The organism is Streptomyces sp. NPDC041191, from assembly GCF_055591945.1.
The window spans coordinates 172,932-185,818 of the sequence record NZ_JBVIZC010000001.1 but is presented as its reverse complement, the minus strand read 5'-3'; the positions used below and the strand labels follow the sequence as shown (position 1 = coordinate 185,818).

The window sequence follows — 12,887 nt, the reverse complement described above, 5'->3', positions numbered from 1 at the left end:
GCGGATGCCGTGTGTGGCGGGTGGTCAAACCCGGGCACAGTGGTCGGTAGCGCGGTGTTCACATGGTGAGAATTCCCAGTTCCGCTAAGGGGCTTGAGAGGATCATGCTCCTGTCGGCGCGGTGCGGGGACTCTCCGGATATCGGACACGGGCCTTTCCGTGAGCGGACGGAGGGGGCGGTCGGAGCGTGCGCTCCGGACATCGCGCGGACGTTACGCAGAGTGAGGGCGGTGGTGGCCGAGATCGTTCGTCCGGTCCGCCGGTCCGGGAGCTCCGGTCACGGCCGCCAGTTCTCCGAGCTCCTCGTCGCGCCCTTCGTCTCCTCGCAGCGCCGTCGTGATTCCCGGTCGGCGAGGGCCGAGGCCGCCCGGCGTCCCGCCCGTCGTTCCTCGGCGCGGGCGGCCGCGAGCACGTCGTCGTGGATCTCGTACTGCTGGTTGGAAAGGCCCTTCTGTTCCCAGTCGAGCCCCGCCCACGGGCTGCCTTCCAGGGCCTTCTTCACCCAGTACGAGACGAGATCCGTGCAGATGTCCTCGGGGGTCCTGGCGGGGGGCGCGGTCGGTTCGGGCGCGCCGCAGCCGCCGGCCGGGAGGAGGACGCAGGCGGTCAGGAGCGCGGCGAGCGCGGTCGTGGCGGCGCGGGGCCGCCCGCCGTTCACGGGAGGAGGACGTGCGGGGCCGGAAGGGCGGGGGCGCCGGTCGGTTGCGGCCGGTATGCGTCGTCGTCGGTGTGACAGGGCGTGTCGTCCGTGACGGCGGTGGCCGGTGCGGTGGCCGGTGCGTGGGCGGGGTGTGCGGTGGCCATGTCGGACTCCTCGGTGGGAGCGGTGCCGGTGTTCCCCGGCGGGAGGTCCGCCAGTGAAGCGCTCGCGGCGGCCGGGGGCAAGGGGGTGGACGCGCCGGCGGGGGCGGCGCTTTCGCGCGCCGCCCCCGCCGGTTCCGTTCCGTGCTCCGTGGTTCGCGTTCAGGAGCCGTTCGGCCGGTCCGTCCCGGGGTGGGTGTCGGCGTCCTTGGGGGTGATCTCGCGGAGCATGCAGGTCAGCCGGGCCGAGCAGACCCGCCGGTCCTGCTCGTCGGTGATCACGATCTCGTACGTGGCGGTGGACCGTCCGCGGTGCAGGGGGGTGGCCACGCCGGTCACCAGACCGCTGCGGGCCCCGCGGTGGTGGGTGCAGTTGAGGTCGACGCCGACCGCGATCCGGGAGGTGCCGCCGTGCAGCATCGCTCCGACGGAGCCCAGCGTCTCGGCGAGCACCGCCGACGCGCCGCCGTGCAGCAGTCCGTACGGCTGGGTGTTGCCCTCCACCGGCATGGTGCCCACGACCCGTTCGGCCGATGCCTCCAGGATCCGCACGCCCATCCGGTCGCCGAGGTGTCCGGCGGAGAAGAGGGCGGGGAGGTCGACGCCCAGCGCCGCGTACTCGTCGATGACCTCCTGCGGGAACTTCACGTGCTGCTGTTCACCCATGGCCCGGCTCCGTTCGTCCTGGTGCGGCTTTCGCCCGCGCGATATCCGCCTAAGCGCTTGCTCAGGTGGAAGGGGATTGTTCCAGACGGACGATCACGGACTTGCTCGCGGGGGTGTTGCTGACGTCCGCCGTCGACTCCAGCGGCACGAGGACGTTCGTCTCCGGGTAGTAGGCGGCCGCGCACCCCCGGGGCGTCGGGTAGTGCACCACCCGGAACCCGGGCGCCCGCCGCTCGCTGCCGTCCGTCCACTCGCTCACCAGGTCCGCGTACGCCCCGTCGGACAGGCCGGCCGCCGCCGCGTCCTCGGGGTGCACGAGGACGACCCGGCGGCCCCCCTTGATGCCCCGGTAGCGGTCGTCCAGGCCGTAGATCGTGGTGTTGTACTGGTCGTGCGAGCGCAGCGTCTGGAGTAGCAGCCGGCCCTCCGGCACCCTCGGGTACTCGACGGGCGCGGCCGTGAAGTTCGCCTTCCCGGTCCTCGTCGGGAAGCGGCGCTCGTCGCGCGGGGCGTGCGGCAGCGCGAAGCCGCCCGGGTTCGCCGCGAGCCGCGCGTTGAAGTCCTCGAAGCCGGGCACGACGCGCGCGATGCGGTCCCGGACGCGGGCGTAGTCGGCCTCGAACTCCTCCCAGGGCGTGGCCGAGGCGTCGCCGAGGACGGCCCGCGCCATCCGTGCCACGATCGCGGGCTCCGACAGCAGGTGCGGGCTCGCCGGGGGCAGGTTTCCCCGGGAGGTGTGCACCAGGCCCATCGAGTCCTCGACCGTGACGAACTGCCGTCCGCCCTTCTGGACGTCCTTGTCGGTGCGGCCGAGGGTGGGCAGGATCAGCGCGCGCGTGCCCGTGACCGCGTGCGAGCGGTTCAGCTTCGTGGAGACGTGGACGGTCAGCCGGGCCCGGCGCATCGCCGCCTCGGTCACCTCCGTGTCGGGCGTCGCCGCCACGAAGTTGCCGCCCATCGCGAAGAACACCTTCGCCTCGCCGTCGCGCAGCGCCTGGATGGAGCGCACCACGTCGAAGCCGTGGTGGCGCGGCGAGACGATCCCGAACTCCTTGTCGAGGGCGTCGAGGAAGGCGGGCGCGGGGCGTTCGAAGATGCCCATCGTGCGGTCGCCCTGCACGTTCGAATGGCCGCGCACCGGGCACACGCCCGCGCCCGGCCGCCCGATGGCGCCGCGCAGCAGCAGGAGGTTGACCACCTCGCGGATGGTCGGGACGGAGTGCTTGTGCTGGGTGAGGCCCATGGCCCAGCAGACGATCGTCCGCTCCGAGGCGAGGACCATCTCCAGGGCCCGTTCGATCTCGGAGCGCTCCAGGCCGGTCGCCGCCAGGGTCTCGTCCCAGTCGGCCTCCGCCGCGGCCGCGGCGAACTCCTCGTACCCGTGGGTGTGCTCGCGGACGAAGTCCTCGTCGACCGCTCCCGGGGTGGCCAGGAGCAGCTTGTTGAGGAGGCGGAAGAGGGCCTGGTCGCCGCCGATCCGGATCTGGAGGAAGAGGTCGGTGAGGGCGGTGCCCCGGAGCATGCCCCGGGGGGTCTGCGGGTTCTTGAACCGCTCCAGGCCGGCTTCGGGCAGGGGGTTCACCGAGATGATCCGGGCGCCCGCGGCCTTCGCCTTCTCCAGGGCGGACAGCATCCGGGGGTGGTTGGTCCCCGGGTTCTGTCCGGCCACGACGATCAGGTCCGCCCGGTGCAGGTCCTCCAGGGTGACGCTGCCCTTGCCGACGCCGAGGGTCTCCGTCAGGGCCGAACCCGAGGACTCGTGGCACATGTTGGAGCAGTCGGGCAGGTTGTTGGTGCCGAACTCGCGGGCGAAGAGCTGGAGCAGGAAGGCGGCCTCGTTGCTGGTGCGGCCCGAGGTGTAGAAGAGGGCCTCGTCCGGGGAGTCCAGGGCCCGCAGCTCCTCCGCGAGGATCCCGAAGGCCCGCTCCCAGGTCACCGGTTCGTACCGGTCGCCGCCCTCCGGCAGGAGCATCGGCTGCGTGATGCGGCCCTGCTGCCCCAGCCAGTACCCGCTGCGCTCCGCCAGGTCCGCCACCGGGTGCGCGGCGAAGAACTCCGGGGTGACCCGGCGCAGCGTCGCCTCCTCGGCGACCGCCTTCGCGCCGTTCTCGCAGAACTCCGCGACGTGCCGTTCGTCCCCCTCGGGCCAGGCGCAGCCCGGACAGTCGAAGCCGTTCTTCTGGTTGACCCCGAGGAGGGTCCGCGCGGTGCGCAGGACCCCCATCTGTTCCCGGGCGATCCGCAGGGTGTGTCCGACGGCGGGCAACCCGGCGGCGGCGTGCTGCGGCGGCGTGACCTGCGGTGCGTCCTGGACCGGGTCACCGGCCGGCGGCTTGCTGACCATCGCGCTCTCCCTCGGGCGATCCATCCTGCGGGGTACGTCCCGATCCTGTCACGGGGCACCGGCGGCCCGGCACCCCGGCCGGTGGGGACGGGATTGTCGGTGGGCCGTGGCAGGATCGTCCCGTGGCCCAGACAGCATCGAAGAAGACCGCAGACCCCCGCCCCCGCCTGCTCCTCATGGACGGGCACTCGCTCGCGTACCGGGCGTTCTTCGCGCTGCCCGTGGAGAACTTCACCACCGCGACCGGACAGCCGACGAACGCGATCTACGGGTTCGCCTCGATGCTGGCGAACACGCTGCGCGACGAGGCGCCCACCCACTTCGCGGTCGCGTTCGACGTGTCCCGGCAGACCTGGCGGTCCGAGGAGTTCCCCGAGTACAAGGCGAACCGTTCGAAGACGCCCGACGAGTTCAAGGGGCAGGTCGAGCTGATCGGCGAACTGCTCGACGCGATGAACGCGCCGCGCTTCGCCGTCGACGGCTTCGAGGCCGACGACGTCATCGCCACCCTCGCCACGCAGGCCGAGGCCGAGGGCTTCGACGTCCTCGTCGTCACCGGCGACCGGGACTCCTTCCAGCTGGTCACCGACCACGTCACCGTGCTCTACCCGACCAAGGGCGTCTCCGAGCTGACCCGCTTCACCCCGGAGAAGGTCCAGGAGAAGTACGGTCTGTCGCCTTCGCAGTACCCCGACTTCGCGGCCCTGCGCGGCGACCCGTCCGACAACCTGCCCGGCATCCCCGGCGTCGGCGAGAAGACCGCCGCCAAGTGGATCACCCAGTTCGGCTCCTTCGCCGAGCTGGTGGAGCGTGCCGACGAGGTCAAGGGCAAGGCCGGGCAGAACTTCCGCGACCACCTGGAGTCGGTCAAGCTCAACCGCCGCCTGACCGAGATGGTCCGCGACGTCGAGCTGCCGAAGGCCGTGGCCGACCTCGCCCGCGAGCCGTACGACCGCGCGGCGGTCGCCCTCGTCCTGGACACCCTGGAGATCCGCAACCCCTCGCTGCGCGAGCGGCTCCTCGCGGTCGACCCGGGCGCGGGCGAGGAGGCCGCGCCGGCCCCGGCGGCGGGCGTCGAGCTCGACGCCTCCGTCCTCTCCGCCGGCGAGCTGGCCCCCTGGCTCGCCGAGCACGGCACCGAGCCCCTCGGCGTCGCCACCGTCGACAGCTGGGCCCTGGGCACCGGCAGCGTCAGCGAGGTCGCCCTGGCCGCCGCCGGGGGAGCCGCCGCCTGGTTCGATCCCAGCGAGATCGACGAGGCCGACGAGCGGGCCTGGGCCGCGTGGATCTCCGACCCCGACCGGCCCAAGGTCATGCACAACGCCAAGGGCGCCATGCGGGTCTTCCCGGAGCACGGCTGGAGCGTCGCGGGCGTCACCATGGACACCGCCCTCGCCGCCTACCTCGTCAAGCCCGGCCGGCGTTCCTTCGCCCTCGACGCGCTCTCCGTCGAGTACCTCGGCCGCGAGCTGGCCCCGGCCGCCGCCGCGGACGGACAGCTCGCCTTCGGCGCCGAGGACACCGCGGAGGCCGAGGCCCTCATGTCCCAGGCCCGTGCCGTCCTCGACCTCGGCGGAGCCTTCGACGAGCGGCTCGGCGAGGTCGGGGCCAGGGAACTGCTCCACGAGGTCGAGCTGCCCACCTCGGCCCTCCTCGCCCGTCTGGAGCGGCACGGCATCGCCGCCGACCGCGAGCACCTGGAGGCGATGGAGCAGCAGTTCGCCGGCGCCGTCCAGCAGGCCGTGAAGGAGGCCCACGCCTCCGTCGGCCACGAGTTCAACCTCGGCTCGCCCAAGCAGCTCCAGGAGGTCTTCTTCGGCGAGCTGAACCTCCCGAAGACCAAGAAGACCAAGACCGGGTACACGACCGACGCCGACGCGCTCGCCTGGCTGGCCGGCCAGACCGAGCACGAGCTGCCCGTGATCATGCTCCGCCACCGCGAGCAGGCCCGGCTCCGCTCCACCGTCGAGGGCCTGATCAAGACCGTCGCCGCCGACGGCCGCATCCACACCACCTTCAGCCAGACCGTCGCCGCCACCGGCCGTCTCTCCTCCACCGACCCGAATCTGCAGAACGTGCCGGTGCGCACCGACGAGGGCCGGGCCATCCGCCACGGCTTCGTCGTCGGCGAGGGCTTCGAGGCGCTGATGACCGCCGACTACAGCCAGATCGAACTGCGCGTCATGGCCCACCTCTCCGAGGACGAGGGCCTGCTCGACGCCTTCACCTCCGGCGAGGACCTGCACACCACCGTCGCCTCCCAGGTCTTCGGCGTGGAGCGGTCCGCCGTGGACGCCGAGATGCGCCGCAAGATCAAGGCCATGTCGTACGGCCTGGCCTACGGCCTCTCCGCCTTCGGCCTCGCCCAGCAGCTGACCATCGACCCGGCCGAGGCCCGCGTCCTGATGGAGACCTACTTCGAGCGCTTCGGCGGGGTGCGGGACTACCTGCGCCGGGTCGTCGACGAGGCCCGCGCCACCGGGTACACCGAGACGATGCTGGGCCGCCGCCGCTACCTGCCCGACCTCAACAGCGACAACCGGCAGCGCCGCGAGGCCGCCGAGCGGATGGCGCTCAACGCCCCCATCCAGGGCACGGCCGCCGACATCGTGAAGGTCGCCATGCTGAACGTGGACCGGGCGCTGACGGAGGCGGGCCTCGCCTCCCGGATGCTCCTCCAGGTCCACGACGAGATCGTGCTCGAACTCGCTCCCGGCGAGCGCGAGCAGGTCGAGGCGCTGGTCCGCGAGCAGATGTCCGGCGCGGCCGAGCTGCGCGCCCCGCTCGACGTCTCCGTCGGCGTCGGCCGGGACTGGGACTCCGCCGCGCACTGACACCGCCGCACGGCCCCGCCCCGTTCCGCTCCGTCCCTGGCGCCGGTCGGGGGACGGGGCGGAGCCGGTCCGGAGCGGTCAGCGCGATTCCTGACGGGAACGCTCCGGCCGGGGCGCCCGGTCCTCGCCCTCCGGTCCGGGACGGTCGGCGTGATCCCCGGCCGGGGCGGGCGACGGTCCCAGCAGCCGCGCGCCCGCCCCGTACAGCACGAGACCGGCGGCGAGTCCGGCACCGGCTCCGAAGCACGCCGTCGGAATGATGTCCAGGGGCGTCTCGATCCGGTCCCAGCCCCAGTACGCGGCCCAGCGCAGCACCCGGTGGGCGATTCCGGCGAGGACGCAGGCGCCGATGAGCCCGGCCGCGACGAGCCGCCCGCGGCGGCCCGGGACGGGCACCCCGGACGGCAGTTCCACCGGCTCGGTGGAGCGCAGCGCCCGGACCGTGAACCAGCCGAGCAGCCCCAGGGCCAGCGCCGAACTCCCGTACTGGACGTAGAGGTAGAACGGGAAGCCGGCCACGATCTCGGCGAGCAGGGGGACGGCCCGGGTGCCCCAGCGGTCGAGATGGGTGAACGAGTCCCACAGCACATGGGTCGTGGCGCCGAGGACGGCCGACAGGAAGAACCACCCGGCGAGCGCGGCCGGACGCGGGCCCCGCCGGGGACGGCCCGCGACGAGTCCGTACACGGTGCCCCGCCACCGGGCGGGCAGCAGCGCCGTGAGCGGTTCGCGCACGGTCAGCCACAGGGCGAGGAGTACGGCGGTGATCAGCACGTCGGCCGTGACGATCCCGGCGGGGGAGTGCGTGACGTCCCCGAAGGCCATCGCGCCGGGGAACACCGTGGCGGCGAAGTAGGTCGTGTCGGGCGCGAAGGAACCCGCGACGAGGGCGGACGCGACCAGTGGTCCGCGCGCCGTCCCGTTCCGGCGCAGTCCGGGCAGGACGGCGGCGGCATGGCTCAGTGTGAACGGCAAGGCGGGCTCCCGGAGTTCCGGTGGTGGCGGACACGGCGAACGACGGTCGTGATCGCGGTCGCGGCGAACGACAGGCGACGGTTTCCGCTCGCCGACTGTCGGTTTCTGGTTGGCGGTTGTCGGTACATGATCGGTTGCAGTAGAAGAGGAGCCGGACCCTCCTCCCGGTTCCCGCCCCGTCCGGCGGGGCGGGGCGGGAGAGGTGACGAAAGCGTGAAACCCGGTTACGCACCGGTAGGCGTCGGTCCGGACTTGGCATAGGGTCGCCGGAGGCCACGCGCGGGGAGCGCGGAACCGTAGTCGACGGGGAGGGGACGAAGAACATGACGGAGCGCATCGGACGCCGGCTGCGCAGGGGGGCCACCAGTGGAGCGGTGGTGGCCGCGGCGGTCGCCGCACTCGCCGCCTCACAGGCGCCGGAGGCCGCTCCGCCGGCCACGGACAACGCGAGTGGTGACCGGGCCATCGGTGCCGGCGACTCCGTCCAGCCGTCCGGTGACGGCTCCGCGGCCGGCGGCGGCTCCGCGACCGGCGGTTCGCCGTACTACACGGACCTGCCGCCGCTGAACACCCCGAACAAGCCCGGTGCGACCCCCGGGGCGGGCACCGTCCTGCCGGTGATCAACGGACCGGCCGAGGCCGGCATACCCGCGACCGTCCTCTCCGCCTACAAGCGGGCCGAGCAGTCGATCCGCTCGACCGATCCGGGCTGCAACCTGCCGTGGCAACTGCTCGCCGGCATCGGCAAGGTCGAGTCCGGGCAGGCGGGCGGCGGCCGGGTCGACGCCAACGGCACGACCCTCTCGCCGATCCTCGGTCCCGTCCTCAACGGTGTCGGTTTCGCCAACATCTCCGACACCGACCGGGGCGCGTACGACAACGACACCCTCCACGACCGTGCCGTCGGCCCGATGCAGTTCATCCCGTCCACCTGGGCCACGTGGGGCCAGGACGCCAATGGCGACGGGAAGAAGGACCCGAACAACATCTACGACGCGGCGCAGGCCGCCGGTCTCTACCTGTGCGCCAACGACCGCAACCTCGCGCTCAAGGCCGACCTCGACCGGGCGATCCTCAGCTACAACCGTTCGACGGAGTACCTGAACACGGTCCTGTCCTGGGTCGAGTACTACAAGCGCGGCACCCACCAGGTCCCGGACGGCACGGGAGTGCTGCCGGTCGACCGCAGCGACAGCGGCAGCAGCCGTCCGCCCTTCACCACGCCGTTCTCGCCCGCCCCGACGACTCCCGCGCCCCGGCCGGGCACCCAGACGCCGAAGCCGTCCGTGCCGGGCGGCCCCGGACCGGCCACCCCGTCGCCCACGAGCCCGGCCAAGCCGCCGGTCGCCCTGCCGGCCGGTCTGTCGGCCGCCAAGGTGACGCGGCTCGCGATCGTGGCCAACGGTCGGCTGACCACGACCACGGACAGCGACTTCACGGGAGCCCCCCGGGTCGCGGCGCTCGACGCCCGGGGCAAGCCGGTCGCCGGGGTGAAGGTCCGCTTCGAGATCGTGGGAACCACCGACGCCCGCTTCTCCGGCGGCGCGGTCACCGCCACCGTCGCCACCACCCCGGCGGGCAACGCCACCTCTCCCGCGCTGCGGGCCGGCGGGAAGACGGGATCGTTCACGGTCCGGGCCACCGTCGTGGGCCGGAACCTGGTCGCCGACTTCGCCGCGACCGTCACGGAGCGGCAGGCGGACGCCCTCACCCTCGTCGGCGACGGTTCCCTGCCGGCCACCACCGGCGGCGTCTTCGACCAGCAGGTGCAGGTCAGGGCCACCAACAAGGGCGCTCTCGCTCCGGGCGTGCTCGTCACCGCGGAGATCGTCACCTCGAAGACGGACCCGAAGCCGAGCACCGACGGCCCGGCCTTCAAGAACACGTCCCTCCGTACCGTCACCCTCCCGACCGGCACGGACGGGCTCCTCACCTTCGCGAAGGGGTCGCTCCTCGCGGGCGACAAGGCGGGCACGTTCTACCTCAGGCTGACCGCGCGCGGTGGCGGCACCGCCTTCGTCGAACTGACGGTCACCGCGCCCACCCCCACCCCCACGCCCACCCCCACCCCCACACCTACGCCCACGCCGACCCCGGAACCGACGCCTTCGGCTCCCGCGTCGCCCGAGGCTACTTCCTCGCCCGTGGCCGCCCCCTCGCCCGGAGCCACCGCCTCGTCGAAGGTGACCGCCTCACCCAGCTCCACCCCCTCCTCCCCGGGCTGACAACCCGCGCTTCCGCGCCGTGTCCTTCCGCGCCGCCCCGTCCACCCCGGACGGGGCGGCGCTCGCGTTCCCGCCCCCGGCACGCCTTCTTCCCGCGCCCATGTCACGGGAGCGTCCCGGCGGCCCGACGTTCCCCCGGCCCCTCCTCGGCGCCGGGCCCCGTCCCGGCCCGCCCCGACCAGGCTCGCCCCGCCCCGACCGGGCTCGCCCTGCCCCGGCCGGCAGGGCCTGCTCCACCCCGGCAGGGCCCCGCCCCCGGCCGGGGGCAGATTCGGCAACGCCCGCCCCGGCCGGCCCCGAATTCGGCCGGCCCCGAATTCGCCCGGGTTCAGGTCCGGCCGGGTTCAGGTCCGGCCGGGTTCAGGTCCGGCCGGGTCCAGGTCCGGCCGGGTCCAGGTATGACCGGGTCCAGGACCGAGCCGCCGGTCACCGTGTCCCTCCGGACACCGCTCCTCCCGTCATCGCGCTCCTCTCAGCCGCGCGCTCGTGTGCCGGGTCGCCGCCGCCGCGGACGGGTCCTCCGGCCACGGGTGCTTCGGGTAGCGGCCCCTCAACTCCGCCCGCACCGCCCGGTAGCCGTCCCGCCAGAACGAGGCCAGGTCGGCCGTGACCGCCGCGGGCCGCCCGGCGGGGGAGAGGAGGTGGACCAGCACCGGCACCCCCGCCACCCGGAGCGTCTGCGCCAGTCCGAACATCTCCTGGAGCTTCACCGCCAGCACCGGCCGGTCGCCCCCGTACGCGATCCGTATCCGGGACCCGCTCGGCACCTCGATCCGTTCCGGAGCCAGCTCGTCCAGCCGGCCCGCCTCGCCCGACGCCCACGGCAGCAGCCGTCGCAGGGCCTCGCCCGCGTCGATCCGCCCCAGATCGGCGCGCCGCCCCGCCCGTGACAGCTCGGGCTCCAGCCACTCCCCGGCCCGGTCGGTCAGCGCCCCGTCCGACACGTCCGGCCATGGCTCTCCCACCTCCCGGCGGAGGAAGGCCAGCCGCTCGCGCAGCTCCACGGCCTCCCGGCTCCACCGCAGCAGTCCGAGCCCCTCGCGCCGCAGACCGTCGAGGAGCGCCTCCCGGACGAGCGCGGGGTCGGCCCTGGTGCCCAGGGGGCGGACCGTCAGCTCGATCGCGCCCAGCCGGTCCACCGACCGCGCGACCACGTCCCCGTCCTCCCAGCGGACCTCCTCCCCGGTGGACCGCAGATGCCCGGCCGCCCGCCGTGCCACGGCCTCGTCCACCACCGCCGCCAGCCGCACCCGCGCCGTGGCGTCCCGCGCCGTACGGTCCGCCACCGCCACGGCCAGCCACGGCGCGGACCCCAGACCGGAGCCCTCGGCGAGCCGCGCCCCGCTCCCCGACACCATCAGATGGCCGCCCTGCTCCCGGGCCCTGGCCACCCGCTCCGGGAAGGCCAGCGCCGTCACCAGACCGGCCACGGCGTCGTCGCTCCTTCCGGCCCCCGGTGCGGAGTCCCGCCCGGTCGCCGCGTCCCCGTCCCCGGCCGCGCCGACCGCCCGCTCCAGACGGCGGACCTCCGCCCTCCAGCGCGCGCCGTACGCGTCCGAGTCCCGGCGGGCCGCCCGCCAGGCCGCCACCAGATCGTCCCCGTAGTCGCGCGGCGGCTCCTCGCCGAGCAGCGCGACCACCTCGGCGGCCCGCCGTGTCCCGACCTCCGCCGCACCGTCCAGGAGGGCGCGCCCCAACCGGGGGTGGAGCCCGAGCCGGGACAACCGCACCCCCCGGTCGGTGGCCCGGCCCGCCGGGTCCACGGCCCCGATCGACCCGAGGACCGCGCGGGCCGCCTCCATCGCCCCGGCCGGCGGCGCGTCGAGGAGCGCGAGCCCCCCGGCCGTCGGGTCGCCCCAGCAGGCGACCCGCAGGGCGAAGTCCGCCAGGTCAGCGACCCTGATCCCGGGGGAGGGAAAGCGCGCCCGGCTGCCGTCCTCCGCCTCCGCCCAGCAGCGGTAGACCACGCCGGGCGCCTCACGTCCCGAGCGGCCGGCCCGCTGGGTCGCCGCCGCCGTCGACACCGGGACCGTCGCCAGCGACCCGAGCCCCCGGGCGTGGTCCGTCCGGGGCTCCCGCGCGAGTCCCGAGTCCACCACGACCCGCACCCCCGGAACCGTCAGGCTCGACTCCGCCACCGACGTCGAGAGCACCACCCGGCGCCGCCCGCCCGGACCGGTGCCCCGCAGCACCGCGTCCTGCACCGCCGCCGGAGCCCGCCCGTGCAGCTGGAGCACCTCCGCGTCCAGGCCGGCGAGCAGGCCCGCCGTCCGCGCGATCTCCCCGGTGCCCGGCAGAAAGCAGAGGACGTCGCCCTCGTGCCGCTCCAGGGCGAGCCGGACCGTCGCCGCCACGTGACGCAGCAGCGCCGGGTCCACCCACGTGCCGTGCGCGGGTCTGATCCCGGCGGGCGGCGCGGCGTACCGGACCGCGTACCCGTGCCCCTCGCCCTCGCTCCGCACGATCGGCGCGGGTCCGCTGCCGTCGAGGACCGTGAGCAATTGGGACCACGCCCCGGCGTCACTCGTCGCCGAGGCCGCGATCAGTGCCAGCTCCGGCCGCAGGGTGGCCCGCACGTCCACCAGGAAGGCCATGGCGGTGTCGGCGTCCAGGTGGCGCTCGTGGCACTCGTCGAGCAGGACCGCGTCGACGCCCGCCAGCTCCGGGTCGCGCTGCAACCGCTGGAGCAGAACGCCCGTGGTCACCACCTCGACCCGGGTGGCGGGGCCGGCCCGCCGCTCGCCGCGCACGGAGAGGCCGACCGCGCCGCCGACCTCCTCGCCGAGCAGCCACGCCATCCGCCGCGCCGCGGCCCGCACCGCCATCCGGCGGGGCTCCGCCACCAGCACTCTCCGCGCCGGACCGTCCCCCGCGAGCCCCGCCAGCACCAGCGGCACCAGCGTCGTCTTGCCGGTGCCGGGAGGGGCGGACAGCACCGCCGCACCGCGCTCCGCGAGCGCCGCGAGCAGCTCGGGGACGGCATGGCGGACGGGGAGACGGTCGAGTACGTCGTTTCGGATCACGCACTCAGTCTCGTACGCG

The 12,887-nt window shown here is 74.3% G+C and carries 8 protein-coding genes; 2 read left to right on the top strand and 6 right to left on the bottom strand.

From position 1 onward, the window contains the following. Nucleotides 1-277: 277 nt before the first annotated feature. The 4 genes from ACZ6AQ_RS00825 to ACZ6AQ_RS00810 all read right to left on the bottom strand — a co-directional run bounded on the left by ACZ6AQ_RS00825 (nt 278) and on the right by ACZ6AQ_RS00810 (nt 3,811). Nucleotides 278-658: a hypothetical protein gene (locus ACZ6AQ_RS00825; RefSeq protein WP_468756476.1), complete on the bottom strand. Its 381-nt coding sequence runs from the start codon at nt 656-658 to the stop codon at nt 278-280. Next, the gene (locus ACZ6AQ_RS00820) at nt 655-804 is read right to left on the bottom strand and encodes a hypothetical protein (RefSeq protein WP_468756475.1); all 150 of its coding nucleotides are present in this window, start codon (nt 802-804) and stop codon (nt 655-657) included. Before ACZ6AQ_RS00820 ends, ACZ6AQ_RS00825 begins: the two co-directional genes overlap by 4 nt. Nucleotides 805-963: 159 nt before the next feature. Next, nucleotides 964-1,467, bottom strand: coding sequence for a PaaI family thioesterase (locus tag ACZ6AQ_RS00815; RefSeq protein ID WP_468756473.1), 504 nt, complete (start codon nt 1,465-1,467; stop codon nt 964-966). Nucleotides 1,468-1,528: 61 nt separating this feature from the next. Beyond that, nucleotides 1,529-3,811 (bottom strand): FdhF/YdeP family oxidoreductase, encoded by a 2,283-nt coding sequence (locus ACZ6AQ_RS00810; RefSeq protein WP_468756472.1) that lies wholly within the window; start codon nt 3,809-3,811, stop codon nt 1,529-1,531. A 122-nt stretch (nt 3,812-3,933) separates the two neighbouring features. Here ACZ6AQ_RS00810 and polA point away from each other — a divergent pair, with 122 nt between their 5' ends. After that, nucleotides 3,934-6,645: a DNA polymerase I gene (gene polA / locus ACZ6AQ_RS00805; RefSeq protein WP_468756470.1), complete on the top strand. Its 2,712-nt coding sequence runs from the start codon at nt 3,934-3,936 to the stop codon at nt 6,643-6,645. Between the two features lie 78 nt (nt 6,646-6,723). Here polA and ACZ6AQ_RS00800 read toward each other — a convergent pair whose 3' ends face one another. After that, nucleotides 6,724-7,620: a DUF4184 family protein gene (locus tag ACZ6AQ_RS00800; protein ID WP_468756469.1), complete on the bottom strand. Its 897-nt coding sequence runs from the start codon at nt 7,618-7,620 to the stop codon at nt 6,724-6,726. A 323-nt stretch (nt 7,621-7,943) separates the two neighbouring features. Between ACZ6AQ_RS00800 and ACZ6AQ_RS00795 the strand changes: the two genes are divergently transcribed. Continuing rightward, nucleotides 7,944-9,845 carry a lytic transglycosylase domain-containing protein gene (locus ACZ6AQ_RS00795; RefSeq protein WP_468756467.1) on the top strand — a complete coding sequence of 634 codons (1,902 nt, stop codon included), beginning with the start codon at nt 7,944-7,946 and terminating at the stop codon, nt 9,843-9,845. A gap of 458 nt (nt 9,846-10,303) precedes the next feature. Here ACZ6AQ_RS00795 and hrpB read toward each other — a convergent pair whose 3' ends face one another. Further along, a complete protein-coding gene (hrpB, locus tag ACZ6AQ_RS00790) occupies nt 10,304-12,868 on the bottom strand; it encodes an ATP-dependent helicase HrpB (protein WP_468756466.1) in 2,565 nt (854 codons plus the stop codon). Nucleotides 12,869-12,887: the final 19 nt, after the last annotated feature.